Origin of the sequence: Brevundimonas sp. (genome assembly GCF_027484365.1) — a bacterium.
Taxonomy (GTDB): Bacteria; Pseudomonadota; Alphaproteobacteria; order Caulobacterales; family Caulobacteraceae; genus Brevundimonas.
Genome location: NZ_JAIXTC010000003.1, coordinates 88,537 through 113,520 on the forward strand (window position 1 = coordinate 88,537; position 24,984 = coordinate 113,520).

Sequence of the window (24,984 nt, forward strand, 5' to 3'; positions counted from 1 at the left end):
GTCAGTAGATCAGCTCATCGTCGCCGGAGGCCCCGGCCAGCATGATCTCGCCGCGCGCGGCCAGGTCCTTGGCGACCTGGACCATGGCCATCTGGGCGGTGTCGACGTCCTTGAGCCTGACGGGCCCCATCGACTCCATGTCCTCGCGCATGATCTTGGACGCCCGCTCCGACATGTTGGTGAAGAACATTTCCCGCAGGGCCTCGGACGCGCCCTTGAGCGCCAGGGCCAGGGAATCCTTCTCGACCGACCGCAACAGGGTCTGGACCCCGCCGGGGTCCAGCTTGTTCAGGTCCTCGAAGACGAACATCAGGGCGCGGATACGTTCGGCGCTTTCGCGGTTCCGTTCTTCCAGGGCGCCGATGAACCGGGCCTCTGTCTGGCGGTCGAACGAGTTGAAGATGTCGGCCATCGCCTCATGGCTGTCACGCTTGGAGGTGCGCGCCAGGTTCGACATGAACTCGGTGCGCAGGGTCTGTTCGATCTTGTCGAGGATCTCTCGCTGGACCGGCTCCATGCGCAGCATCCGCTGGACGCATTCCAGGGCGAAATCTTCGGGCAGGCTGGTCAGCACGCGGGCGGCGTGATCGGGCTTCACCTTGGACAGGACCACGGCGACCGTCTGGGGGTATTCGTTCTTCAGATAGTTGGCGAGGACGGCCTCGTTCACATTGCCCAGCTTGTCCCACATGGTCCGGCCGGCCGGACCGCGGATTTCCTCCATCAGGCCATCGACACGTTCCGGCGGAAGGAAGGCGGCCAGCAGGCGCTGGGTCTGTTCGAACGAGCCCATCACGGCGCCGGAGCCGCTCATGCCCGACACGAACTCGACCATCAGCTCCTCGACCACCGAGGCGCTGACCGTGCCAAGACCGGCCATGGCCTGGGAGATCTCCTTGACCTCCTCGTCATCCAGCCCCTGCCACAGGCGGGTATGCTCCTCGCCGAGCGCCAGAAGGATGACCGCCGCCTTTTCCGGACCGGTCAGTTTCTTGGCGTCATCCACGGACCCTTTCTTGCTGGCCATCCGTGCCGCCATCAGCCTTCGTGTACCCAGCCGCGCAGGATGGAGGTCGACTCATCCGGGTGCTTGTCGACGAAATCCGCGACCTTCTTGACCGACGACGCCTTCACCTGACCCTCGATCCGGGCGATGTCGAGCCTCTGATCGATTTCGGACGGGGGCATCAGCTGACCGGCCGGGCCGCCGACGAGGCTGGTCTGCAGCGAGGTGACACCCATCTGGCCGCCGCCCCCGCCGCCGCCCCCGCCGGCCATGGCGGGCATGCCGCCGGGGCCGCTGGCGGACTTCAGCAGGGGGCGCAGCACGAAGAAGATCAGCAGCAGGCCGGTGATCAGCAGCACCAGCAGCTCGACCCCGCGCATGATGTCGTTCTTGGTGAAGTTCAGCAGAGGCGAGCCGCCGTCGGTGCCGCCGGCCGAGATCAGGGCGTCGCGATTGAAGCGGACGTTGGTGACCCTCACCTGGTCGCCGCGCGACTGGTCATAGCCCATGGCCGCCTTCACCAGATCTTCGATCTGGGTGATCTCTTCCGGCGTGCGGGCGGCGTAGGTCGGCTCACCGCCCGGCTCCGCGGCGGGCGTCAGCTTTCCGTCCACGGCCACCGCGACCGACAGCTTGCGCACCTCGCCCGGTTCCTTGGTCGTGGTCGTGGTCGTGTTGGAGATCTCGTAGTTGGTGGTCTCACCCGTGACGCTCTCGGTCGAGCCCGCAGGGGTGACCGCCGGGGCCGCGCCGCCGGGGATATTGTTGGCCGCCGTGGCGCCGCCGTCGGGCGTGCCCTCGGTATCCTGTGACTGGGAGCCGTTGGACGAGGTCGAGCGGACGACCTGGCCGTCGGGGTCGTATTTCTGCTCCTGGGTGGTGGAACGGGTCATGTCGATGTCGGCGGTGACCTGGACCCGCGCGGCGCCCGGACCGACGACACCCTCGACCAGGTCCTTGATGCGGGCCTGAAGCTGGGCCTCGGTATTGGTCTTGGCGGCTTCGGCGGTGGCGGAGGAGAAGCCCTCCTCGTCGTCGGCGGCGGCGAGCGTCTGGTTGCTCTCGTCGACGACGGTGACCTTGCCCGGCTTCAGGTTCGGCACCGACGAGGCGATGACGTTGCGGATGGCGCGGACCTGATCGGCGCTGAGGGCGCGGCCGCCGAGGCCCACGACGACGGCGGCGGTCGGCTCGGCGGCGTCCTGGGCGAACAGTTCGCGGCGCGGCAGGGCGATCTGGACGCGGGCGGAGGAGATGCCGCGCATCGACATGATCGTGCGGGCCAGTTCGCCCTGCAGGGCGCGCTGTTCCGAAATCTGCTGCTGGAATTCGGTCTGGCCGAGGACGGACTGGTTGTCGAACAGCTCGTAACCGACCGAGCCCGAGGTCACGAGGCCCTTGCCCGCCAGCATCAGGCGAGCCGTCCCGACGTCGTCGCGGTTGACCATGATGGTCGAGCCGTCGCCGCGGGTGGAGTATTTGATCCCCGCCTGCTCCAGAGAGGCGGTGATCTCGCCGGCCTCCCGCAGGTCGAGGTTGGAGTACAGCAGGGCGTCCGGCGCCTGACCGACGCGCATCATCACGGCGACGAGGATGGCGGCGACGCCGGCCCCGACGCCGAGGATCATGGCCAGTCGCCCGATCCCGAATCTCTGCAATGCCGCCGTGAAGCCGCCCACGCGTCCCCGCCCAAAACTATAAGGCGGGGGAGCCGACTGCCCCCGCTAGGCAGAAACTGCCGCCCGCGTGGTTAACGGCGGTTTAAGTGTCGGGGTTAGCGGGCCAATTTTCGGGGTTAATGGCCATTCTTTCGTGTCCGGCGGCCACGCCTCACGGATCGCACATGAAGTGTAGCTCAGGCTCTGGCCCAAGCCTGGGGCCTGAATGAGGGCGCGTGCGATGTCGCAGATAAAAATCTGTGCGGCGCCCGGAAACACGACTGCGCCTGTATTTGCGGCCTGTTTCGCCCCTCGAATGCGCTTTCATATCCGGCGGGCCTATACTGCTGCCCCGGTTCGCGGAGCGTGCGAACAGCGGGCGGTTCGTCCGTTTTGTCCGCTTCGTCAGGGTATCTTTCGTCCGGACCGACGGACGAAGCGCTCAAGCAGAGAGAGGCCACGCCTTGAGGGGGCGCGCCACAAGACTGGTATTAACGGAGGGCCTCGACCACCGACCCCGCACCGGACGGAAGCGGCGCATCCGGATCCCGCAGGATCGCCTCGACATCGCGGAACATCACCTCGGCCTGCCAGTCGCGGTTCAGCAGATGCCAGCCGTCGGGATACCAGGCGGTGCGCAGATTGGGCGGATCGCCGGCGCGGATCAGGGCGCGGCGCATCGGCCCCTTCTCGATGACCTCGTCGTGGGCACCGTACATGAGGATGGTCGGCCCCCTCACCTGCCCCAGCTTGAGGGTGGCGCTCTCCATCAGATCGACGAGGCCATACAGGGAATCGAACCGGGTCGAGCGGATGAAGCCCGGGTCGTTTCCGTTGGCCGTCAGCTCCATCAGATTATCGGTCGCCAGATAGCGGCGGAGGGCCCAGTCGGGGGGCGTGATCGAGCGCGATCCCATCAGACGGGCGGCCGCCCACAGGCTGGCGCGGTTGGGCAGGCTCTGGCTCGACCAGCCCCAGACGGCGGGGGCCAGCAGGATCAGCTGGTCAGCGGCCGGCGGCCGATCCGAGGCGAAGGCGGAGATGGCGACCGCCCCGCCCATGCTCTCTCCGGCCACGGCGATGCGGGCGTTCGGATAACGGGCGCGGACCAGGGCGACGACGGTGCGCAGATCCTCGGCCATCCTCGCCTCCCCGGCCCAGATGCCCCGACCGGGTGAGTCTCCGAAGCCGCGCTGGTCATAGGCGTAGGTGACGATCCCGTGCTCGGCCCACCAGGGCCCGGCCAGCCGGAAGCCGGCGGCGTGGTCGTTCATCCCGTGCAGGCCGATGACGATCGCCTCGGGGTCTTGCGGCCCCCAGCGGAGGTAGGGCAGCCGGCCCCCGTCATCGACGACGAAGGCTCCGGGTTCGAGGCGCGGTCCCGCAAACCCTGCGGGTGGCGTCAGCGGCGGCTGGACATGGGGTGTGGCGCAGGCGGCGAGGCCCAGCAGCATCACGGTCAGGATCAGGGCGCGGATCATGAGCCCAGAATGCCCCGAACCCTCTTGCGAAGATACGGGACGACCTCAGCCTCGAACCACGGATTGCGCCGGAGCCAGCCGGTGTTCCGCCACGACGGATGGGGCATGGGCAGAACGGCTGGCGCATGGTCCCTCCAGGCGCGGACGGTGTCGGTCATACTGGCCTTCGCCCGATCGCCCAGAGCCCAGGCCTGGGCATAGCCGCCGACCAGCAGGGTCAGCTCCATCCCGGGAAGCGCCTCCAGCAGCCGGGTCCGCCACAGCTCGGCGCACCGACGCGGCGGCGGATAGTCGCCGCCCTTCGGCGCCGTACCGGGATAGCAGAAGGCCTGGGCCGCGACCCCGATACGGCGATCAGCGTAGAAGGTCTCATAGTCCAGGCCCATCCAGTCCCGCAGCCGGTCGCCGGACGGGTCCGTGAAGGGCACCCCGCTCTCATGAACCCGCCGTCCCGGAGCCTGGCCGCAGATCAGCAGGCGGGTCTCGGGAAAGACCCGGACCACGGGGCGCGGTTCATGCGGCAGTTCGCCGAGACAGGCCCGGCAGGCGCGGATGTCCGAAAGGACGTCTTCGAGGTCAGGCGAAGTCGTCATCGACCTCGGGCTTGGGCGGCAAGGCGGCCAGGGCCGCGGCGGTTTCCGCCTCGGTCGGCAGGCGCAGACGGGTCACGCCCCGGAAGTTGGACGGATCGACGACCTTGCCCTTCTTGGTAATCGTCAGCCTGCCCTGACGCATGAGACCCAGGGCCGTGGCCCGGACCTTGGGCAGGACGCGCTGCCACTGCTCGGCCTGGATGTGTTTGGCGACGTCCGCCGGTTCGACGGACTTGCCGCCGACGCCCTTGGGGTCCGCTTTCGCCAGGGTTTCGAAAATTGCCGCTTCGATTGGATCGCTCATCGGGCCTATATGCTGCACTGCAAGATCAAAAAGAAGGCATGGTACGGATGGTAGCCAAGATCACAGTCACCGAAGGCGAGTTCGCCGGTTGGCAGACCTACGACGTACACGGCACCTTCGACCAGACGGTCGGCCCATTCTATTTCAAACCGGACCCTGACGGCCGTATGCGCTGCGCCTTCCGCGCCGAGCCCAAACACATGAATGCGGGCCACCGGATGCACGGCGGCTGCCTCATGACCTTCGCCGACATCGCCCTGTTCCAGACCGCCTACCAGCAGATGGAGGGCATGAACGGCGTGACCGTTCAGCTGGATTCCACCCTGATCGACGGCGCCTATGTCGGCGAACTGGTGGAGGCGACAGGCGAGGTGGTGCGCGCAGGCGGGTCGCTGATCTTCGTGCGTGGACAGATCTGCACCGGCGACCGGACGCTCATGACCTATTCCGGCATCATCCGGAAGTTCACCCCGCGGACCTGAAGCCCCGCCTAGATTCCGACCTTGGCGGCCGGCCGGGCGCGGCAGTCTTCCAGCCAGCGGGCCAGATGGACGAGTTCCTCCGGCGGCCGGTATTTGACCATCCGCGCGAAATCGAGACCGACGACCCCGACGATGTCGGCGATGGTGAACCGGTCCAGCGCGATGAACGGATGGTCGGCCAGATGCCGGTCCAGGGTGCGCATGAAACGCTCTGCGGCGACGCGGTTGTAGTCGGCGACCTGGGGCTGCTGGGCGGATTCCAGTGCGGCCAGGGCCGGATGGGTGAGGCGCACGTTCAGCATGATGGGATTGGCGAGGTAGAATTCGCAGCGCCGGGTCCACATCTCGACGATGGCCTGTTCGCGCGCATCGACGCCGAACAGGTTCGGCTCAGGATACATCGACTCCAGATAGCGGCCGATGGCGACGGATTCCGAGATGGTGGTTCCGTCGTCCAGCTCCAGCGCCGGAACATGGGGCACGCCGACCCTGGAGCGATAGTCCGGCGTCTTGTGCTCGCCCGACATGATGTCGATGGGCACGATCTCGACGTCCTCGATGCCCTTCTCGGCCATCACCCAGCGGACGCGTCGGGGATTGGGAGCGCGGTGGCTGTCGTAGAGTTTCATCGGGGCGGGCTCCGGTTCAGCGGAATATGGAGGCCGGCATCGCGCCGACAACCGCCGCGGTCATCAGGGTGGCCAGGAAGCCCGCGAACAGCGCCTTCCACACCAGACCCAGAACCTCTTCGCGCCGTTCGGGGATCAGGACCGACAGGCCGGTGACCGTGATCCCGACCGAGCCGATATTGGCGAAGCCGCACAGGGCATAGGTCAGCAGCATGCGGGTGCGCTCGCTCATTTCCCCGACCGGCACCTCCCCCAGTCGGATGAAGGCGACGAACTCGGTCAGGGTCAGTTTGACGCCCAGCAACCAGCCCGCCTTGCCCGCTTCGGACCAGTCGATGCCGATCAGCCAGGCCAGAGGCATGAAGAGCCAGCCCAGCAGACGTTCGACCGTGATGTGATCGCCGAACAGCCAGAAGCCGCCGAGCATGACGTTCACCAGGGCGACCAGGGCCACAAAGACGATCAGCACGGCGGAGATGTTGAGCACCACCATCAGACCGTCGGCCGTGCCCTTCACGATCGCGTCGATGGCGGAGTCGTATTTGAGGGCCGAGCCGTAGTCCGCCACCGCTCCCCCCTCGCCCGGCTTCTCGGGAATGATGATGCGGGCCAGCAGCACGCCCGCGGGCGCCGAGACGATGGAGGCGACCAGAACGTGACCGGCGGCGTTCGGCAGGGTGGCGGACAGGATGGTGGCGTAGGCGACCATGGTCGATCCGGCGACGGTCGCGAGGCCCACGACCATCATGAGGAAGATCTCGGACCGGGTGAGCTTGTCGAGGTAGGCGCGGATCACGATCGGGCTCTCGATCATGCCGAGGAAGATGTTGGCAGCGACCGCGAGCGCCGAGGCTCCGCCCAGACCCATGGTCTTCTGGAACAGCAGCCCGAAGGCCAGCGTCAGCCATTTCAGCACCTTCCAGTGCCACAGCAGGGCCGACAGGGCCGAGATCACCAGGATCAGGGGCAGTACGTTGAAGGCGAAGGTGAACAGGCCGCCAGGGTTCGTCACCGCATAGGGCTGGTCTCCGCCGGCGAGGTAGCCGAACACGAACTTCGTCCCCTCGGCGGTAGCGACGGCCAGGCCGTCGACGGCGCCGGTGATGGCGGCCAGGACGGTCTGCGATCCCGGTATGGCGAACAGGCCGAGGACCAGCAGGGCCTGGACGCCGATGGCGCCGAGCGTGAGCCTCCACGGGAAGGCGCGCTTGTTCTCCGACAGTCCCCAGCAGGCGGCGACGATGACGACGAGCCCGAGCACGCTCTGAAAATTCAGCAGGCTGAACATGGAAACCGATCTTCCCCACACCGGCGTCGCCGGGTCCGTCGTCGCTTGAACGACAGCGCGCGCCGTGCCGCAAGCCTATTTGTCGCAGTCCACAACGCGAAACGGCCCGGCGTCGCCGCCGGGCCGTTGCTTCGATGCGCGTCGAAGCCGCTTACCTGATGCCGCGAACCAGCTTGCCGTAGTCATCCATCAGCGTCAGCGACAGGTCGCCCGGCGTGAAGGTGTATTCGCCGATCGACTGGACCGGCGTGACCTCGGCGGCCGAGCCGGTCAGGAAGCATTCCGAGAAGGTCGAAAGCTCTTCCGGACGGATGTGACGCACCACGACCTCGATACCCTTGGCCTTGGCGATGTCGATGACCGTCTGGCGGGTGATGCCGTTCAGGATGTGGGTCACGTCCGGGGTGTGGATCACGCCGTCCTGGACGAAGAAGACGTTGGCTCCGGTGGCCTCGGCGACATAGCCGCGCCAGTCCAGCATCATGGCGTCCGCGAAACCGCGCTTCTCGGCCGCGTTCTTGGACATGGTGCAGATCATGTAGAGGCCGGCGGCCTTGGCCGTCGTCGGGGCGGTCAGCGGGTCAGGGCGGCGCCACTTGGCCCACTCCAGCTTGATGCCCTTCTTCTTGACCTCGGGGTCGAAATAGCTCGGCCAGTCCCACACGGCGATGGCGACATGGACCTTGTTGTTCAGGGCCGAGACGCTGACCTGTTCCGGGCCGAGGAAGGCGACGGGACGGATATAGGCGTCCTCCATCCCCATCTTTGCGCAGGTTTCCTTGCAGGCCTGATCGATCTCGGCCACGCTGTACGGCAGTTCGAAATCCAGCAGGTTCGCCGACCGGGCCAGGCGCTCGGAATGCTCTGTCAGCTTGAAGATTTCGCCGCCATACATACGCTCACCCTCGAACACCGACGAGCCGTAGTGAAGGGCATGGGTCAAAACGTGCGTTTTCGCTTCCCGCCAGGGAACGAATTCACCATTCATCCAGATCCAGCCGTCACGATCGTCGAAAGGAATGAAGGCCATTGAACAACGTCTCCTGCGCAGATTTGCCGGTTAGAACGCCCGAAGCGCTCAAGGTCAACGCCATGCGCGCGGGAATGTTCGCATGAGCAGCAGTCGTTCGGGGCCTGTGGCCGGCGCCGGCGTGGGGCGTCACCTGCTGATCGTCGATGACGACGACCGGATTCGCGAGCTCCTGAAGGAGTATCTGGCGCGCGAGGGCTATCGGGTGACCGGGGCCGCGCATGCGGCTGCGGCCCGTCGCCTCATGGAGCTGATCGAGTTCGACCTGGTCGTTCTCGACGTCATGATGCCGGGCGAGAGCGGGCTGGAGCTGACGACATGGGTCCGGTCCAAGGCCCAGTTGTCGAAGACGCCGGTCCTGCTGCTGACCGCGCGAGGCGAGGCGTCGGACCGGATCGACGGCCTGTCACGCGGCGCCGACGACTATATGTCCAAGCCTTTCGATCCGAAGGAGCTGGCGCTGCGCATCGACGCGATCCTCAGGCGGACGGGCGTGAAACCGATCATGCCGCGCGAGATCCGGCTCGGTACGGCGATGTTCGACCTGGAGCGGCTTGAGCTGACCCGTGACGGCGCGCCGATGCGGCTGACCGAGGCGGAGGCCCAACTGTTGAAGACCCTGGCCCTGCACGCCCACGCGCCCGTCGAGCGGATGGATCTGTCGCCGGACACGGCCGACATCACCGGCCGCGCCGTGGATGTCCAGGTGACCCGTCTGCGGCGCAAGCTCGAAGCCGATCCGAAGAACCCGCGCTATCTCCAGACTGTCCGCGGCGTCGGCTATATGCTGGCGCCCGACTGACATGCGGCTGCTGCCCTTCCCCGTCCTGGCGCGGTTTCTGAAGCGGCAGTTGCCGACGTCGTTGTGGGGACGGTCGCTGCTGATCATCGTCCTGCCGATCCTGATCATGCAGGGAGCGGTGACCTGGGCCTTCTTCGACATGCACTGGCAGACGGTGACGGCGCGCCTGTCCGAGGGGCTGGCGGGCGACGTGGCCTGGGCGGCCGAAAGCTATCGCGAGGAACCGACAGCGGCCAACCTGGCGGTCATCGCGGACCGGGGCGAGCGGTCGATGCAGCTGTCGATCGCGCTGCGACCCGGGGCGACCCTTCCCGCAGAACAACGGCGCGGGCCGATCGGCGTGGTCGACAGGACGCTGGAGGCGGCGCTGGCGGCGCGGCTGGACCAGGCCTTCTGGTTCGATACCACCCGCTACCCGGCCTATGTCGATATCCAGGTGCAGCAGCGCGACGGGGTGCTGCGGATCATCGCCCCGCGCGAGCGGGCCGTAGCGACCCAGGCGCATATCTTCGTCCTGTGGCTGATGCTGGCGACCGTTCTGCTGATGAGCGTGGCCATCCTGTTCATCCGCAACCAGGTCCGCGCCATCGAGCGGCTGGCGGAGGCGGCGGAAGCCTTCGGCCGGGGCGAAACCTCCCAGGCATTCAAGCCGCACGGCGCGCGAGAGGTCAGGCAGGCGGCTGTCGCCTTCCTCGCCATGCGCGACCGGATCCAGCGGCATATCGAGCAGAGGACGGCGCTGCTGGCCTCGGTCAGCCATGACCTGCGCACACCCCTGACCCGGCTGCGTCTCGAGCTGGCCCTGGCCCCTCAGTTCAAGCGACAGAGCGCCATGAAGGGGGACCTCGACGAGATGGAGCATATGATCGACGAGTATCTGGCCTTCGCGAAGGGCGAGGCCGGGGAGGCCCCGCAGCCGGTCGACGTCTCGGCCCTGCTCAAGGCGGCGGGCGAGGACGTCAAGCGGGCGGGAGCGGAGGTCGAGATCGCCGCGCCGAGCGACCTGACCGCCTCGTTGCGACCCCTGGCCTTCAAACGGGCCCTGACCAATCTGGCGGGCAATGCGGCATCTCACGGGGAGCATGTCCGCCTGTCGGCGCGAGCCCTGCCGTCAGGCGGCCTGGAGATTGCCGTCGAGGACGACGGGCCGGGCATTCCGGACGACATGCACGAGGAAGCCTTTCGTCCTTTCAGCCGGCTGGACGAGAGCCGCAACCAGAACCGCAAGGGTGTAGGACTGGGTCTGGCCATCGCGCGGGACGTGGCGCGCGGGCACGGCGGGGACATCACCCTGGCGCGCAGCGATCTCGGGGGGCTCAGGGCGATGATCCGACTGCCGGGCTAAGGCGCTCGCAGGCGTTTCGAGACGCCGGGGTCTTAGTTCAGTAAGCATCCTGTCGAGGATTGCGGAGACGGCCCGCTCGGCCCATCTTCCCGTTGACAGGGATTTTCCGGAGATCGTCATGCGCAACTTCGCCTTTCTCGCCCCCCTTGCCCTAGTCGCGGCTCTCGCGACGCCGGCCTTGGCCCAGACGCCGCAGGTCACAGTGACCGTCGGCGGCGACCTGACCGAAGAGGTCGAGACGCTGGGCCAGCGCGATGTGGACCGCCAGCTGGAGCGACTGCAGTCGGTCGTCGAGCGCCGGCTGGCCCGCGACGGCGCGCTGCAAGGTGCCACCGTCAACCTGGTCCTGACCGACCTGAAGCCCAACCGACCCACCTGGCAGCAGGCGGCCGACAAGCCCGGCCTGTCGATCATGGACAGTATCTCGATCGGCGGCGCGACCGTCGAAGGCGAGATCGTCACCGCCGATGGTCAGCGTCTGCCGGTGCGCTACTCCAACTATTCCACGTCGATCGCCGAGGTTCACGGCTACACGACCTGGCAGGACGCCGAGCACACCTACGACCGTCTGGCCAGAAACCTGGTCTCAGGCCGGCTGGTCTCCCGCTAAAGCCTTCGCACGGGCCACGGCGGCGTTAACGGCCCCGCGGCCCGCAGCGTCCAGCCCGGCGTCCCGGAGCGCATCCAGCCCGGCGCGGGTCGTGCCGCCGGGCGAGGCGATCCGGGCGATCAGGTCCTCGAGTGACGCATCCGTGCCGGCGCCCGAGCCGGCGGACCGCAGGGCGCCGCGAGTCAGCCGCTCTGCGGCCTCGGGGGCGAGGCCTGCCTGCACGCCCGCCGCCGCCAACGCCTGGGCCAGGGCGTAGAAGAAGGCCGGCGCCGACCCGGCCACGGCCGTGGCGGCGTCGATCAGGAACTCTTCGTGCAGATCGATCGTGTCGGCGATGGCGTCGAACAGGGTGTGGGCCTCGGCGCGTGCTTCGGGTCCATCGGACCAGATCGCCGCAACGCCCTGCCCTTGCGCCACCGCAGTTGTCGGCATCACCCGGGCTACGGCCCGGCCGGGCAGGGCCGCGGACAGGTCGGCGGCGCGGACGCCGGCCATGACGGAGACGATCACGGCCCCCGCCGGCAAGGTCGTCAGCAATGGCCCGACGGCCTCACGCCAGGCGGCGGGCTTCACGGCGATCACCAGGGCCCGGGTCTCGGGCGGGCAGACCGGCGCGACGGCGCGGGTCAGGATGGTTGGGCGGGGGACGATCCCGGTCAGCCGCCAGCCTTCGGCGATCGCGGAGCCGAGGCGGCCGTGGCCAAGGAGAACGACCGTCATCGGGCGGCCTAGGCTGTGCCGACGGTCTCGAACAGGCAGCTGTCGATCGCGTCCTGGGGCTTCTTGTTGCCGCGGATCATGAAGTCGAAGGCGGGATAGTAGCGGTCGGCGGCCTCGACGGCGGCGTCGATCATGGACGCGGCCTGGGCCAGGGTCGGACGCTCGCCGTGCGGAAGCGCCAGGGAGTGGCGGAAGACGATCTCGCCGTCCTCGGACCAGACCTCGAAATGGCCCATCCAGGTGCGCTGGTTGACCATGGAGACCAGCTCATAGGCGGCGTTGCGGCGTGACCTGGTGGCGCGCAGATCGAGGGCGCAGCACAGTTGCAGACAGTCGCCTTCGGGACGCCAGGCGAACCAGAGCTCGTAGTCCTTCCAGTCGCCGGCCAGGGCGAAGGCCAGATCACCGTCGTCCGTCCGGTCGAACGGAAGATTCTCGGCGTTCAGCACATGCTCGACCACATCCAGCGGATCGTAGGGGACGTCGACCTCTTGGGGTCCGGCAGCATCCATCAGGTGAACTCGATCTCGCGGGAGGGGCGGCGACTCAGGCCGCCGTTTGAAAGACGGTAGGCGTGTTCGGAGATTCGGCTCAACCGGCTGCGTCCGGAAGACGAGTTCCATCCGTGGACGTTCCCTTTTGAGGCTTGTTGACCTTGGCGGGGGTGGCTTTCAGGGTCGCCAGCTCGGCGCGAAGAGCGGCGACCTCGGCTTTCAGGGCGTCGAATTCGTCGCGACGGACCAGATCCATCTCGGCGGCGATGCGATCGGTCTGGGCGCGGAAGGCGGTCTTCGCCTCTTCGCCGGCCGCCTGGGCCAGGCCCATGGCGCTGGTCGACATCCTGGCGAGTTCGTCGAGAATCGGATTGCGGGTCTGCATCGGAGGCTCCGGCCCGGTGTCGGGCGTCGTTAAGGGAGGGTTGCCTGATATGGTGAATGAAACCTTTCCAGACACCCCCTGATTGGGGGCAATCGGGGCCGAAACGTGTCACGCTCGCGCGACGCAGCGTCGCTTGCTAAGGGGCTTTTGAAACCACCGCAGGAGCGACTGGCTTGCCCTTTCCCGAGTTCGACCCGGTCCTGATCCATCTGGGTCCCCTGCCCATCCGCTGGTACGCCCTGGCCTATGTCGCCGGGATCGTGCTGGGCTGGATCTATGCGGCGCGGATCGTCAAGACCGAGCGACTGTGGGCACCCGGCAAGCCCCCGATCACGGGCCCGCAGCTGGATGACCTGGTGCTGTGGATCACCCTCGGCATCATCCTCGGCGGCCGGTTCGGTTATGCCCTGTTCTACAAGCCCGAGATGTTCGGGCAGCTGTTCACCGGCGAGAGCTGGGCTGAGCGGCTGGAGCTGCTGCAGCTGTGGACCGGTGGAATGTCATTCCACGGCGGGCTGCTGGGCTGCACCCTGGCGGTCGTCGTGTTCTCGCGGCGGCTGGGCGTCAACATCCTCAGCGTCGGCGACATGGCCCTGGCGGCGGCGCCGATCGGCCTGTTCTTCGGGCGATTGGCGAACTTCGTGAACGGGGAGCTGTGGGGCCGCACGACGGACGTGCCGTGGGCGATCCGGTTCTGCAACGCCCGCATCGAGCAGATGTACGGTTTCTGCCCCGCCGGGAACGAGCCGCGCCATCCGAGCCAGCTGTATGAGGCGGGGCTCGAGGGGATCCTGCTGTTCGCCGTGCTCGGCCTCGCCGTCTGGAAGTGGAAGCTGCTGGCCAAGCCCGGCTATGTCACAGGCCTGTTCATGGTCGGATACGGCGTGTCCCGGGCGCTGCTGGAGACTGTGCGCCAGCCCGACGCCGGGATGGAGAATTTCCCGCTGGGCCTGACCATGGGGATGATGCTGTCGATCCCGATGATCCTGATCGGGGCCTGGCTGATCCAGCGGGCCTGGAAGCGTCCGCCGGTCGCCGCTGCAGGCTGAAATGTCGCTGAGGGATCGACTGGCGCGTGAGATCGCCCTGACCGGGCCGATGACGGTGGCCGACTATGTCACGCGCTGCCTGCATGATCCGAAGGACGGCTACTACGCGACCCGGCCCGCCCTGGGCGAAGGCGGCGACTTCATCACCGCGCCGCTGATCAGCCAGATGTTCGGGGAGCTGATCGGCCTGTGGGCGGTCGAGACCTGGCAAAGGCTGGGCGCGCCCGAGCGGTTCCGGCTGGTCGAGGTCGGGCCCGGCGACGGAACCCTGATGGACGATGCGTTGAGGGCCGCGCGGGTCGCCCCGGGCTTCCTGGAGGCCTGCGACCTGGTGCTGATCGAGCCGTCAGGCCCGTTGCGAGAGGCGCAGTCGCGCAGGCTGGCGCAGGCCGATGTATCGCCCCGCTGGGTCCGGTCGCTGAACCAGATCGATACCGACGCGCCGGTCATCCTGATCGCCAACGAGGTGCTGGACTGTCTCCCGGCGCGGCAGTTTGTCCGGACCGACGGCGGCTGGGCAGAGCGACGGGTCGGGGTCACCGACGACGGCGGCCTGACCTTCGGACTGGTGGGGATCACGGGCGGGTTCGAGCGGCCCCCGTTCGAGGTCGAGCCGGGCCAGGTGATCGAGGTGTCGGACCAGCAGGCGGCGTTCGGACGCGACCTGGGTGCCCTGCTGCACGAGACCTCGGGCGCGGCATTGTTGATCGACTATGGGCGGGACCGGCCCGGCGTGGGCGATACGCTGCAGGGCTTGCGGCGACACGCGAAGGTCGATGTTCTGGCCACGCCCGGCGAGGCGGACCTGACCCAGTGGGCCGACTTCCCGGCGGTTCAGGAGGCGGCCATCCGGACCGGGGCCGACGTCACGGGCTGCATCGGACAGGGCGAGTTCCTGAGGCGGCTGGGGATCGAGGCGCGGGCCGAACGACTGTCCACTGGAAGGCCCGAGGCCGCACCGGTCATCGCCCGCCAGTTGGCCCGCCTGACCGCGCCGGACCAGATGGGCGAGCTGTTCAAGGTGGCGGCGATCTTCTCGCCCCGCAGCCTGGCCGTTCCGGGGTTCGAGGCATGACCGAGGTGACGCCGATCACCCATCCGCTTTTGGACAAGGCGGGCATACGCCATGGCTTCTTCACCCGGCAGGGCGGGGTTTCGACCGGGCTCTACGAGGGGCTGAACACCGGCCTCGGGTCGGCGGACGACCCGGCGGCGGTCGAGGAGAACCGGCGGCGCGTCGCGGCGGCCCTGGGTGGCCAGACCGACGATCTGGCCGCCTGCTACCAGATCCATTCCAGCCTGACGCGGGTCGCGACCGGGCCCTGGGCCGGGGATCGGCCGGAGGGCGACGCCGTGGTCTCCGCGACGGTCGGGGTGATCCCGGCGGTGCTGACGGCGGACTGCGCGCCCGTGCTGCTGGCGGATGCCGAGGCGCGCGTCGTGGGCGCGGTCCACGCCGGCTGGAAGGGGGCGCTGGGCGGGGTCGTGCACTCCGCCGTGACCGCGATGGAATCGCTGGGCGCGCGGCCGGACCGGATCATCGCCGTGATCGGTCCCTGTATCGGGCAGGCCAGCTATGAGGTCGGGGCCGATTTCAAGGAACGGTTCGAACACCACGATCCGGGCTCGGGCCGCTTCTTCATCGACGGCGCGGCGTCGGACAGGCGGATGTTCGACCTGCCCGGCTTCGTCCTGTGGCGGCTGGAGCAGGCGGGGGTCGAACAGGCGGTCTGGACGGGCCACGACACCTGCAGGGACGAGGTCGCCTTCTATTCGAACCGGCGGGCGTTCCAGCGGGGCGAGCCGGACTTCGGGCGGCTGATGTCGGCGATCCGGCTGGACTGAGCGCCGAATTGCACTCGGAAAAACCGAGTCCACTGAGTGCAATTCGAGGAAAGTCAGAGGCTTGTCGGCAACTTCGAATTGCACTGCGTGGCCCTGTGCAATCCAGACCCGCGGCATCGACGGGACTGCCGTACAGGTGAGGATAGCCGGCCGCCGCCGCAAGGGTAGCCCAGGAATAAATACTCAATCTCGCAATCCTCGGGCGGGTGGATCGGGAACGACCAGCCAATCTGGATCTTCGCGAAGTCGGCGGTCACTGATCTTTCCGGGCTCAGCAGCTGCAGTAGCACCGACCTGACAAAGCCTGGCGTTGTCGCAAGCTCGACCATTGTGATATCGGCCTGCGCCCATCTGCCAGAGCGGACGCCACGCCATGTCTTCACTGCCGTCGCCGGGTCCAGCTGAACTTCTGGCGCGTCCCGGCTTTCCCGCCGCCGTGCGCAATTCGACCGTCGCGCCGCTGGCCATGCTCGACGACGACCCGCGCTTCTATCGCTGCATCGGCGATATTCCGACCTATGCCCTGGGGGTGCTGGCCCTCTACCTGCATTCCATCGACCGGCTGTACATCCGGGGACTTCAGGAGGCGACGAAAGACCTGTTCAGCGCGGGCCGGGCCACCGCGATCCTGGCGCGGATGCAGAGGATCGGGCTGATTGTCCCCAGGGATGAATTCCAGCGCGGCAGGCAAAGGCGCTACGCCCCCGCGCCCACCATGATCGAAGCCTTCCGCTCCTGTTATCTGATCGAGCTGCGCAGTCTCGCCCTGATCGATCCGCGCGTCGAAACCATCGTCGAGTCCTATGCCGACCCGGTGATCTTCGACGGCATTGTGGGCTTTCTCGCCCGGATGCATCTGGCGGCGCCGGCCCTGGATCAGCAACTGGTCGAGCCCCTCGGAGGTGTCGGACGGCGGTCGATGGGTCTGTTCACCGCCTATGCTCTGGCCGAGGCGGCGTTCGAGGCGGGGCGTCCCCGGGCGGAAGGCCTGATCGACATCAACATCAGCCAGCTTTCGACCAGGCTAGGCGTGTCGCGAACACACCTGCGCCGGATCCTGAAGATACTGCAGGACGCGGGCCTGGTTACCGAGGGCCCGGACTCGGCCCGGCTGAGGCTCACGCCGGCCTTCGCCGCGGGCTACGAACTGTATTTCGTGGGCATGTTCAGCGCCCTTCTCGCCGCTCTGGGAGGCCCGTCGGACGACTGAGCCGTCCGCGACGGTCGCCCGGGAAGGTGCACCAAAAGTGTCCATACCCCGGATATTCGACGTCCATTAAGCGTGACCCCTCTTCGAGTGCGGGGGCAAAGATGGTCGCGAAGTCTCTACGGAACGTCGCCCTTGCGGGCGGTGCAGCGCTGGCCGTTCTGGGGGGATGGGCCGCCACGGCCTCGGCCCAGACGGCGTCGCTGTATTCTTCGGCGATTTCGCAACCGACCGACACGATCGTTCTCAGCGACGGCGGCCCGGCCTACGTCTCATCGGACACCGGGGTCTACTACCTCCCCACGCCCGCGGGCGTTCCGGTACGGATCAGCTCGGGCGGAGGGTTCCGTGAACTGGCGATGATGGCCGACGGCAGCCTGCTGGCGGGCAGAACGGACGGCGGCGTGTACAGATACGCCGCGAACTGCACCACCCAGGCAGGGTGCGGAGAAGCCTATTTTGCGGACACCGCCGGCGGCGGCGGCGTCTATGGCGTCGCCGTCGATAACGTGAACTCCTACGTCTATTTCACGGGCTATGACGGTGACGTCATACGCCGAACCAACCTGTCGGGGGGCTCCCCGGAAACCTTCGTCAGCAGCGGGCTGGATGCGCCAGCGGGTCTTGAGATCGGCACGGACGGGTTTCTGTATGTCGGCGATTCCGACAACCAGCGGGTCATGCGCTATCCCGCAAACTGCACGGCGCCCTGCGGCTCGGGAACGGTCTTCGCCAGCGGTGGCGGAATCACCTCGACGCGCGGCGTGGAACGATCGCCCTCGACCGGCGTCCTGTTCATCTCGGATGGCGGCGCCCTGGGCTCGGGCAAGGTCTATACGGTCGGCGCGGCCGGCGGGACGCCTGTCCAGTATTCCGCCCTGTCCGTGAACGGCGTCGAGAGCATCTATCTGATCGACGGAACGAACGCGCTGTACGTCAGCGGAGGCGTCGGCGGCGGATCTCCCAACCTCTACAAGATCTCCGTCACGGCGGCGGCGGCCGCTTTCGCCGTACCCACCATGAGCGAATGGGCGATGATCCTGTTGGGCATCATGCTGGCGGGCAGCGCAGCGATCTACATCCATCGCCGCCACCCGTTCGGCTGAAGACTGCGCATCCCGCAAGACGGCTCCGCTGGCTACGGCGGGGCCGTTTGCCTGTCCGCTGACGGCGCATCCGTCGGATGACCTCTGTCGGCCAGGCAGGCAATGACCGATCCCGAACCATTGCGGACATGGGCCTCGCGGGCGAGACGTTGCGTATGGACCGCTACCTAAAACCCAGCACGCCAGCTCGACTGACCAATCAGGCCGACGGCAGTTGGGAAGATGGCGTCGTCGTGCACTGCTGGCTGAGCGAGGAAATCTCCGCCCACCATTGCTACGTCGCGTTCTTCGGTCAGGCGATCCCGGAAGGCCAGCCAGCGGTGAAGCCTTACATCCTCGATACGCGTCCAGTTCACTGACTCTGCTCCAGAGAAGTCCGCTATTCACCTTGAGCCACCGTCCGCTCCCGCCCCACAGCAGTCATGAGCGGCGCGGCGAAAAGAAGTCGCTCGATCTGCCGCCGTCCCTGTTGCCAGTCAGGCACGGAGGCTGGATGCTAAGAGCTAAAGGACATTTCTTTGGGGATTCAAAAGATGTTTGAACTTTCGAGACGATTGGCGGGTTTAGGGGCCGCCATTGCCTTGGCGTTCATTGCCGGCAGCGCCCAGGCGGGCACGTTGACGAACGTCAGCGTCACCCTGTCGAACACGGCCACCTCGTCGCCGACGACGCTCACGCTCAATTATACGATCGCGACTGCAATGGACGGCACCACCAACAACACCCTATTGATCGCCGGCTTCCCGGGGTTGGTGATGGTTGACGGGACCGAAAATGCGTGCCCGACGTCCATCATTGTAAGTGCCAACGGAACCGATATCAGCAGTAACCTTTCCCGATGCAGAATCTTTGGTGGGAACAGTGTTTTATTACGCCTGGCACCCGGCGCGTCCGTACCTGCAAACGCAGCGATTGTAGTGACAATCGCCAATACGCGCGTCACGACGTCCTCGACCCCCGGAACCTATACTGCTAACCCGTTCTGTACTCGAGATACAGGCGCCGACTGCATCGATGAGCCATCAACCCTGCCAAGCTATACTGTTATTGCCCCCACCCCTGTACCGACTCTGTCCGAGTGGGCGATGATCGTGTTCGGGACAATCCTCGCGGGCGGCACCGCGCTTTACCTTCAGCGGCGTCGCCAGCTCGGCTGACAGAATTGACATATGAACCTTACGGCCTCGCTGGTGACAGCGAGGCCGTTAGTTTGTCTGTTACCCACCCGTTCCAGACCTTCAGCACGTCCGCTTCCGGCGCCAGCGACCGGCTTCGTAAGCGACGATCCGACCCCTCGTTCAGCGCGAGGGAACCGGGATCGGGAGATGCCGAAAGGCAGGCGAGACGGCCTACCCCTCCACTTCGCCCTCAACCGCGGCGCTCTGGAAATAGGGTTCGACCGTGCCCTGGAGCTTGACGGTCAGGGCGTTGCCCTTGCGGTCGACGGCCTTGCCGACGGCGAGGCGGACCCAGCCTTCGGAGACGCAGTATTCATCGACGTTGGTCTTTTCCTCGCCCTTGAACTTCACGCCCACGCCGCGCTGAAGCACGTCGGCGTCGTAGTATTTGTTGTTCGGATTGACCGAGAGGCGGTCGGGGGGCGTGTCGGACATGGCGGGGCCTTCGGAAGTGACAGGCGCGGTCCATAGCGGCCCGCGCCCGATCCGACAACGTTCGACTACCCCATGCCGGCGAAGCCGCGCCCGACGCTCCAGCCGCCGTCGGCGGGCAGGACCACGCCCGAGACATAGCGGGCATAGTCGGACGCCAGGAACAGGCAGACGTCGGCCACATCGTCGACCGTGCCCAGCCGGTTGAGCGGCACGGCGCGGGCGGCGGCGGCCTTGGCCTCCGGCGTCGGAGCGAGGCGGTCCATGCCCTCGGTGCCGTCGATCGGCCCCGGAGAGACGGAGTTCACCCGCACCCCCTCCCCGCCCCATTCGATGGCGAGGGTCTTGGTGATCATGTCGACCCCGGCCTTGGCCGCGCAGACGTGGACCTGGAAGGCCATCGGGATCCAGGCCTGGGGCGCAGTGATGTTGATGATGCTGGCGCCCGGCTTGGTCAGGTGCTCGTGGGCGGCGCGGAGCACATGGAAGGTGCCCAGGGTGTCGATGTCTGTGACGCTCCGGAAGCCGTTGGAGCTGAGGGCGGCGGCCGGGACCGGGAAGTTACCCGCCGCGCCGGAGACCAGCACATCGATCGTGCCGCGCTTGTCGCGGAAGTCGGCGATCGCGGCCTTGACAGCCTCGAAGTCGCGGACGTCGAGGCTGTAGCCGAGCGCCGGCGTGTCATGGGACAGGCTGGCCACCGCCGCATCGACCTTGTCCTGGCTGCGGCTGGCGACGCCGAGTTTCGCGCCGGCCTTCGCGAAGGCCTTGGCGATGCCGAGATTGATGCCGGACGTGCCGCCGAAGACCATCACGGTCTTGCCGGTGAAATCGAACGCCATAGAGCCCCTCCCTGGGTGTTGTTTCCGCCACCGTGCACCCCGGCGGAGGCCGGGGTCCAGATGGAAAACTCGCTCAGGCGATCAGGGGACGCTGTGCCACATCCCGGGGGTCAGAATCCGCGATCCCGGCCCGGCCTTCGCCAAGGCGCACGGCAGTCGGGACTACTGCACCGACTGGCGCGGCGCAGCCGGGTTGGCGGCGCCGGAGGCGGCCGGGGTCGGGGCGTAGGGCTGGGGTCCGGCCGGCGCGGGAGGCGTTGCGGCCCGGGGTGTCGCGCGCGGCGTCTGACGCGCCGGGGTCCGCGGCGGCGTGCGGGCCGGGGCGCGGTTGACGGCCGGCTGGGCGGCCGGCGGGGTCGTGGCGGCGGGCGCAGCAGTCTGGGTCGGGGCGTTCGGCGCCGGGGGCGTCGCCGCGGTCTGGGCGGGGGTCGCCGGGGCCGAGGCGGCGGCGGCGCGGGCCGCCAGCTGCTGGGCCTGGAAGCGGCGAGCCAGCTTCTCGGTCAGCTCGCGGGCGGCGGCGGGCGGCATCTGGGCCAGGATGGCCGAGAGGCCGCGCGGACGCATGGCGGCGGCGATGGGCAGGCGGACGCTGTCGTCGAGGGTGGCGAAGACGGCGGCGGCCTCGCGCGGGCGCATGGCGGAATAGACGGCGACCAGGCGGGCGGTCTCGGCGGCCTCACGCTCGTCGACCTGGCCCAGCAGGGCCTGGACCTCGGCCTTGATGGCGTTGAGGGCGGTGATCTTGGCGTCCAGTTTCTGTTCGGCGGCGACCATCAGCGGCAGGGTGGTGGCGAAGTCGGCGTCACGGGCGTCCAGCTCGGTGCGGCGGGCGCTGAGCGACTGGATGATGCGCAGCTCGGCGGGCGAGATGCCGGCCTGCTGGGCCAGTTGCTCCGGCGTCAGGGCGCAGACAGCCGGGGGCGTGCGGGCGGCGGCGGGCGCTGCGACAGTCTCGCTCACGGCAGCGGTGGCTTCCTCGGCCCAGGCGCGCGCGCCCTGGAACAGGTCCGGCCCGGCGCCGACGGCGCGCACGGCCACGACCCCGCCGATGGCGACGGCGATCAGGGGCAGGAGGCGGGGAAGCTTGGCCATGGGGTCAGGAGATCCGGAAGATTACGCGGCGAACATGTCGTCGTCGGTGGCGAGATTTACGCGCGCACGGTTGAGGGTTTGCTTCGCGGCTTGGTTAGCGGTCAGGGCGTGCAGGATGGCCTGGACGTTGCCCGCGCCCGCCGCGGCAGGGACCGGAGCGGCCATGCCGTGGATGCGCTCGGCCAGGGCGGCCATGCGGAAGGCGCGGTCGTCCGGGTCGACCGCCGGATTGCTCTCCCTGCCCCTTGCAGAGACGGACGGCTGCGGCGCTGCCCGGCCGGGGCTGTTCGAAGCGGCGGCGATCGGGCGGGAAAACTCCCCACCCTGGCTTTCGCTGCGCTCCGGCCGTCCCTCCCCCTGAAGGGAAGGGAGAGGCGCAGTGCGGGCGCCGCGCGCGATGAGCTGTTCCAGCTCCGTCTTCAGGGTGCGGGCCTTGATGATGCGGTCGTGCAGCAGGTCGGCTTCCTCGCCGGAAGCCCGAAGCGAGCCCAGGGCGTTCTCGGCGCGTGCGCAGGCAGCGTTCAGCTCGGTGACCGCGCCTGCAAAGGCGAGCTGGCCGGCGCGGAGCTGGGTCAGCTTTTTCTCGAGGCGGACGCCGTAGCCGAGGGCGGCCACCAGCAGCAGCATCAGAACTGCATCCAGGATCATGCCGGTCATGTCAGCGCCTTCCCTTGGTCAGGCTGTTGGCGGCCTCGACGCTGATCGGCGCCTCGACCCGCACAGCGATATGCTGGCCCTTGCGGCCCATTTTTCCGGTTGTGACGGGGATGGTTCCGCAGCGGATCGAGACGTCGGAATCCGGCGTCGCATTCAGCATCAATGTGTCGCCGACCTTGAAGCCCAGCACACGGGACAGCGGCACCTGCTGCTCGTCGAGGACGGCGCGGACCTCCGTGTCCGTGCTCCAGAGCTCGGTGGCCAGGTGGCCTTCCCAGATGTTGTCGCGGCCGAACTTCTCACCCATGAACTGCTGCAGCAGCATCTTCCGGATCGGTTCGAGGGTGGCGTAGGGCAGCAGAAGCTCGACCCGGCCACCGCGGTCTTCCATATCGATGCGCAGCTTGACCAGGATGGCGGCGTTGGCCGGACGGGCAATGGCGGCGAAGCGAGGGTTGGTCTCCAGCCGATCCAGGTTGAAGTGCACAGGCGTCAGCGGCTCGAACGCCGCCTGGGCGTCGTTCAGAATGACCTCGACCATCCGCTGGACCAGGACCCGCTCGATCGTCGTGTAGGGCCGGCCCTCGATCCGCAGGGCGGCGGTGCCGCGCCGGCCGCCCAGCAGGACGTCGACGATCGAGTAGATCAGGTTGGAATCGACCGTCAGCAGGCCGTAGTTGTCCAGTTCCTCGGCCCGGAACACCGCCAGGATGGCCGGAAGCGGGATCGAGTTCAGATAGTCGCCGAAACGGATCGACGAGATGTTGTCGAGCGAGACCTCTACATTGTCCGAGGTGAAGTTCCGCAGGCTCGTCGTCATCAGCCTCACGAGGCGATCGAAGACGATTTCGAGCATCGGCAGACGCTCGTAGGAGACGAGCGCCGAATTGATGATGGCCCGTATGCCGGTCCGTTCGGAATCGTCGCCCTCGCCGAGATCGAAGCCGAGAAGGCTGTCGATCTCGTCCTGGTTCAGGACGCGTTCCGAGGCCGCGCTCATCCGCTCCTCGCCGAAGGCGTCGGCGGCGGCGAAGGGATCGAGCTCGTCCGTGTCAGCCACTACGCGCCCCTGACTGCGTCAGGCGCGTGTCGACTCTCAGGCCGTGAGGTCATCCGAAAATGGCGAACACTTTTCGGGCCCATGCCTACTGAACCAGCATTTCTTCGATCAGCACGGCGTCGACCGTGGCCGGGGCGGCGACCAGGTTCACGCGGCGCAGGATCTCGGCCCGCAGCTGGAAGGACCCGGCCGAGCCGGCGATATCCTCCGGACGCAGTTCGCGCAGGAAGCCCTGGAACATGTCCTGCAGACGCGGCATCTCGCTCTGCAGCTGATACGCCAGATCGGCGTCGTGCATCTCCAGCGTCAGGGTGAGCTTGAGGAAGGTCGGGCGCCCGTCCGGTGACTGGATGTTCACGACCATGTCCGGAAGGGTGAAGAAGGTGACGCCGTCAGGACCTTCGGAGATCTTGCCGAGAGCCGGATCAGCCTCGCCCTCGGCGCCGCCGCCTCCGTGGCCGCCGCCCTCCTTCTTCTCCCCGTGACCCCCGCCTTCCTTCTTCTCTTCGCCGTGACCGCCCTTGGCGGCTTCCTCGCCGTGCTCGCCCTCGGCGGCGGCGGGCTTGGGCTGGAGCATGAAGAAGGCCGCCGCCCCGCCCCCGCCCAGAACCAGCAGGGCCACGGGGGCGATGATGAACAGCAAGGGCAGCTTCTTCTTTTTGGGCGCACCCTCCTCGCCCTCGACCTCGCCCCCCTGCGAGACGGCCACGTCAGTCGCGCCGTCCTTGGGCGCCTTGTCCTTCTTCTTGCCGAGTTTGATCATGCGGAGGTCGCCCGGAAATTCCCAGTGACCCGGATGCGACGTGTTTGGTTAACGCGAGGTGTAAATCCGGCAAGATTTGCCGGGCGGTGAGCCCCTGAAACCCGGTCAAAGCCCCGCAGGACGGGCGTTAACCGTGTTGGCACGGTCGTTGCGTGGGAGGAGACGAAGGAGCTCTGGAGCCCACGTGGAAAACGCCGCCTACATCGGACTGTCCCGGCAGATGACGCTGCGTCGCGAACTCGACATCGCGGCCAACAACATCGCCAATGCGGACACCACCGGCTTCAAGGTCGAGCAGCTGCTGCTGGGGACCGAGGTCGGCCCCCGGGCGCGCAACGACGCGATCCGCCCCGGCGCCAGCTTCGTTCTGGACCGCGGCGTGGGCCGGGACTTCTCGCAAGGCTCGCTGGAGCAGACAGGCCGGGACCTGGACTTCGCCATCGACGGCGAAGGCGCCTTCTTCAAGATCCAGGACGGCGCGAGCGAGGCCTATACCCGCGACGGCGCCTTCACCATCAGCCCCGAGGGCGAACTGGTCACCAAGGCCGGCCTGCCCGTGCTGGGCGAGGGCGGACCGATCGTCATCGACCCGGCCCAGGGGCCGATCACCGTCGCCGACGACGGCAACATCAGCCAGAACGGCGTGCCCATCGGCCAGCTGGGCCTGGCCCGGTTCGACACCCTGTCAGTCCTGTCCAAGGACGGCGACGGCCTCTACCGCAACACCTCCAATGCCACGCCCATCGACGCCGCCGGAGCGCAGGTGCGCCAGGGCATGCTCGAGGGGTCGAACGTCAATCCCCTCGTTGAAATCACCAATCTGATCGAGATCAGCCGCGCCTACGAACGCGCGACGAAGATGATCGAGAACGTCACCGAACTGTCCCGTCGCTCGGTCGAGCGGCTGGGCCGGTCGAGCTAAGGAA

At 67.5% G+C, this 24,984-nt stretch carries 29 protein-coding genes; 12 read left to right on the plus strand and 17 right to left on the minus strand.

Features of this window, described 5'->3' with window-relative positions; translation table 11 throughout:
* Nucleotide 1 precedes the first annotated feature (1 nt).
* From fliG to Q0044_RS01070, 5 genes are all read right to left on the minus strand, one after another.
* Nucleotides 2-1,039, minus strand: coding sequence for a flagellar motor switch protein FliG (gene fliG / locus Q0044_RS01050; protein WP_298158416.1), 1,038 nt, complete (start codon nucleotides 1,037-1,039; stop codon nucleotides 2-4).
* Nucleotides 1,039-2,685 (minus strand): flagellar basal-body MS-ring/collar protein FliF, encoded by a 1,647-nt coding sequence (fliF, locus tag Q0044_RS01055; RefSeq protein WP_298158418.1) that lies wholly within the window; start codon nucleotides 2,683-2,685, stop codon nucleotides 1,039-1,041. Before fliF ends, fliG begins: the two co-directional genes overlap by 1 nt.
* 470 nt (nucleotides 2,686-3,155) lie before the next feature.
* Nucleotides 3,156-4,145 carry an alpha/beta fold hydrolase gene (locus Q0044_RS01060; protein ID WP_298158420.1) on the minus strand — a complete coding sequence of 330 codons (990 nt, stop codon included), beginning with the start codon at nucleotides 4,143-4,145 and terminating at the stop codon, nucleotides 3,156-3,158.
* The gene (locus Q0044_RS01065) at nucleotides 4,142-4,738 is read right to left on the minus strand and encodes a uracil-DNA glycosylase family protein (RefSeq protein ID WP_298158421.1); all 597 of its coding nucleotides are present in this window, start codon (nucleotides 4,736-4,738) and stop codon (nucleotides 4,142-4,144) included. Before Q0044_RS01065 ends, Q0044_RS01060 begins: the two co-directional genes overlap by 4 nt.
* Nucleotides 4,722-5,042: a DUF3253 domain-containing protein gene (locus tag Q0044_RS01070; protein ID WP_298158423.1), complete on the minus strand. Its 321-nt coding sequence runs from the start codon at nucleotides 5,040-5,042 to the stop codon at nucleotides 4,722-4,724. Before Q0044_RS01070 ends, Q0044_RS01065 begins: the two co-directional genes overlap by 17 nt.
* Nucleotides 5,043-5,089: 47 nt before the next feature.
* Here Q0044_RS01070 and Q0044_RS01075 point away from each other — a divergent pair, with 47 nt between their 5' ends.
* Nucleotides 5,090-5,524, plus strand: a complete 435-nt coding sequence (locus tag Q0044_RS01075) for a PaaI family thioesterase (RefSeq protein WP_298158425.1) — start codon at nucleotides 5,090-5,092, stop codon at nucleotides 5,522-5,524.
* 8 nt (nucleotides 5,525-5,532) lie between these two features.
* Here Q0044_RS01075 and Q0044_RS01080 read toward each other — a convergent pair whose 3' ends face one another.
* The 3 genes from Q0044_RS01080 to Q0044_RS01090 form a co-directional block, all read right to left on the minus strand.
* Nucleotides 5,533-6,153, minus strand: a complete 621-nt coding sequence (locus Q0044_RS01080) for a glutathione S-transferase family protein (protein ID WP_298158427.1) — start codon at nucleotides 6,151-6,153, stop codon at nucleotides 5,533-5,535.
* 16 nt (nucleotides 6,154-6,169) lie between these two features.
* Nucleotides 6,170-7,441 (minus strand): NupC/NupG family nucleoside CNT transporter, encoded by a 1,272-nt coding sequence (locus Q0044_RS01085; RefSeq protein ID WP_298158428.1) that lies wholly within the window; start codon nucleotides 7,439-7,441, stop codon nucleotides 6,170-6,172.
* A 151-nt stretch (nucleotides 7,442-7,592) separates the two neighbouring features.
* Nucleotides 7,593-8,471, minus strand: coding sequence for a branched-chain amino acid aminotransferase (locus Q0044_RS01090; RefSeq protein ID WP_298158430.1), 879 nt, complete (start codon nucleotides 8,469-8,471; stop codon nucleotides 7,593-7,595).
* An 82-nt stretch (nucleotides 8,472-8,553) separates the two neighbouring features.
* Here Q0044_RS01090 and Q0044_RS01095 point away from each other — a divergent pair, with 82 nt between their 5' ends.
* The 3 genes from Q0044_RS01095 to Q0044_RS01105 all read left to right on the plus strand — a co-directional run bounded on the left by Q0044_RS01095 (nucleotide 8,554) and on the right by Q0044_RS01105 (nucleotide 11,228).
* The gene (locus Q0044_RS01095; protein WP_298158432.1) at nucleotides 8,554-9,273 is read left to right on the plus strand and encodes a response regulator; all 720 of its coding nucleotides are present in this window, start codon (nucleotides 8,554-8,556) and stop codon (nucleotides 9,271-9,273) included.
* 1 nt (nucleotide 9,274) lies between these two features.
* Complete coding sequence (locus Q0044_RS01100) at nucleotides 9,275-10,618, plus strand: ATP-binding protein (protein ID WP_298158434.1); 1,344 nt, start codon at nucleotides 9,275-9,277, stop codon at nucleotides 10,616-10,618.
* A 118-nt stretch (nucleotides 10,619-10,736) separates the two neighbouring features.
* A complete protein-coding gene (locus Q0044_RS01105) occupies nucleotides 10,737-11,228 on the plus strand; it encodes a hypothetical protein (RefSeq protein ID WP_298158436.1) in 492 nt (163 codons plus the stop codon).
* Here the strand turns inward: Q0044_RS01105 and Q0044_RS01110 are convergent.
* The 3 genes from Q0044_RS01110 to Q0044_RS01120 all read right to left on the minus strand — a co-directional run bounded on the left by Q0044_RS01110 (nucleotide 11,205) and on the right by Q0044_RS01120 (nucleotide 12,827).
* On the minus strand, nucleotides 11,205-11,948 hold the full coding sequence (locus Q0044_RS01110) for a pyrroline-5-carboxylate reductase family protein (RefSeq protein ID WP_298158438.1): 744 nt from the start codon (nucleotides 11,946-11,948) through the stop codon (nucleotides 11,205-11,207). The genes Q0044_RS01105 and Q0044_RS01110 overlap by 24 nt on opposite strands.
* An 8-nt stretch (nucleotides 11,949-11,956) precedes the next feature.
* Nucleotides 11,957-12,460 carry a type III secretion system chaperone family protein gene (locus Q0044_RS01115; RefSeq protein WP_298158440.1) on the minus strand — a complete coding sequence of 168 codons (504 nt, stop codon included), beginning with the start codon at nucleotides 12,458-12,460 and terminating at the stop codon, nucleotides 11,957-11,959.
* A 79-nt stretch (nucleotides 12,461-12,539) separates the two neighbouring features.
* Nucleotides 12,540-12,827 carry an accessory factor UbiK family protein gene (locus tag Q0044_RS01120; protein ID WP_298158441.1) on the minus strand — a complete coding sequence of 96 codons (288 nt, stop codon included), beginning with the start codon at nucleotides 12,825-12,827 and terminating at the stop codon, nucleotides 12,540-12,542.
* A 173-nt stretch (nucleotides 12,828-13,000) separates the two neighbouring features.
* Between Q0044_RS01120 and lgt the strand changes: the two genes are divergently transcribed.
* The 7 genes from lgt (at nucleotide 13,001) to Q0044_RS01155 (ending at nucleotide 19,191) form a co-directional block, all read left to right on the plus strand.
* Nucleotides 13,001-13,876, plus strand: a complete 876-nt coding sequence (gene lgt, locus Q0044_RS01125; RefSeq protein WP_298158443.1) for a prolipoprotein diacylglyceryl transferase — start codon at nucleotides 13,001-13,003, stop codon at nucleotides 13,874-13,876.
* A 1-nt stretch (nucleotide 13,877) separates the two neighbouring features.
* A complete protein-coding gene (locus tag Q0044_RS01130; protein ID WP_298158445.1) occupies nucleotides 13,878-14,951 on the plus strand; it encodes a class I SAM-dependent methyltransferase in 1,074 nt (357 codons plus the stop codon).
* Entirely contained in the window at nucleotides 14,948-15,721 is a 774-nt protein-coding gene (pgeF, locus tag Q0044_RS01135; protein ID WP_298158447.1) for a peptidoglycan editing factor PgeF, read from the plus strand. Before Q0044_RS01130 ends, pgeF begins: the two co-directional genes overlap by 4 nt.
* A 373-nt stretch (nucleotides 15,722-16,094) precedes the next feature.
* Entirely contained in the window at nucleotides 16,095-16,931 is an 837-nt protein-coding gene (locus Q0044_RS01140) for a helix-turn-helix domain-containing protein (RefSeq protein ID WP_298158449.1), read from the plus strand.
* A 101-nt stretch (nucleotides 16,932-17,032) separates the two neighbouring features.
* Complete coding sequence (locus tag Q0044_RS01145; RefSeq protein ID WP_298158451.1) at nucleotides 17,033-18,034, plus strand: IPTL-CTERM sorting domain-containing protein; 1,002 nt, start codon at nucleotides 17,033-17,035, stop codon at nucleotides 18,032-18,034.
* 77 nt (nucleotides 18,035-18,111) lie between these two features.
* The gene (locus tag Q0044_RS01150) at nucleotides 18,112-18,393 is read left to right on the plus strand and encodes a hypothetical protein (RefSeq protein ID WP_298158453.1); all 282 of its coding nucleotides are present in this window, start codon (nucleotides 18,112-18,114) and stop codon (nucleotides 18,391-18,393) included.
* A gap of 174 nt (nucleotides 18,394-18,567) precedes the next feature.
* A complete protein-coding gene (locus tag Q0044_RS01155) occupies nucleotides 18,568-19,191 on the plus strand; it encodes an IPTL-CTERM sorting domain-containing protein (protein ID WP_298158455.1) in 624 nt (207 codons plus the stop codon).
* A 192-nt stretch (nucleotides 19,192-19,383) separates the two neighbouring features.
* Here Q0044_RS01155 and Q0044_RS01160 read toward each other — a convergent pair whose 3' ends face one another.
* The 6 genes from Q0044_RS01160 to Q0044_RS01185 all read right to left on the minus strand — a co-directional run bounded on the left by Q0044_RS01160 (nucleotide 19,384) and on the right by Q0044_RS01185 (nucleotide 24,058).
* A complete protein-coding gene (locus Q0044_RS01160) occupies nucleotides 19,384-19,647 on the minus strand; it encodes a DUF3297 family protein (protein WP_298158457.1) in 264 nt (87 codons plus the stop codon).
* A gap of 65 nt (nucleotides 19,648-19,712) precedes the next feature.
* Nucleotides 19,713-20,486, minus strand: coding sequence for an SDR family oxidoreductase (locus Q0044_RS01165; RefSeq protein WP_298158459.1), 774 nt, complete (start codon nucleotides 20,484-20,486; stop codon nucleotides 19,713-19,715).
* A gap of 162 nt (nucleotides 20,487-20,648) precedes the next feature.
* Nucleotides 20,649-21,578, minus strand: a complete 930-nt coding sequence (locus Q0044_RS01170; RefSeq protein ID WP_298158461.1) for a MotE family protein — start codon at nucleotides 21,576-21,578, stop codon at nucleotides 20,649-20,651.
* A gap of 21 nt (nucleotides 21,579-21,599) precedes the next feature.
* Nucleotides 21,600-22,235: a DUF6468 domain-containing protein gene (locus tag Q0044_RS01175; protein WP_298158463.1), complete on the minus strand. Its 636-nt coding sequence runs from the start codon at nucleotides 22,233-22,235 to the stop codon at nucleotides 21,600-21,602.
* Nucleotide 22,236: 1 nt separating this feature from the next.
* Complete coding sequence (fliM, locus tag Q0044_RS01180) at nucleotides 22,237-23,235, minus strand: flagellar motor switch protein FliM (RefSeq protein ID WP_298158507.1); 999 nt, start codon at nucleotides 23,233-23,235, stop codon at nucleotides 22,237-22,239.
* 145 nt (nucleotides 23,236-23,380) lie between these two features.
* On the minus strand, nucleotides 23,381-24,058 hold the full coding sequence (locus Q0044_RS01185; RefSeq protein ID WP_298158464.1) for a flagellar basal body-associated FliL family protein: 678 nt from the start codon (nucleotides 24,056-24,058) through the stop codon (nucleotides 23,381-23,383).
* A 184-nt stretch (nucleotides 24,059-24,242) separates the two neighbouring features.
* On the opposite strand from Q0044_RS01185, the gene flgF reads away from it, so the two are divergent.
* Nucleotides 24,243-24,980 (plus strand): flagellar basal-body rod protein FlgF, encoded by a 738-nt coding sequence (gene flgF, locus Q0044_RS01190; protein WP_298158465.1) that lies wholly within the window; start codon nucleotides 24,243-24,245, stop codon nucleotides 24,978-24,980.
* Nucleotides 24,981-24,984 lie beyond the last annotated feature (4 nt).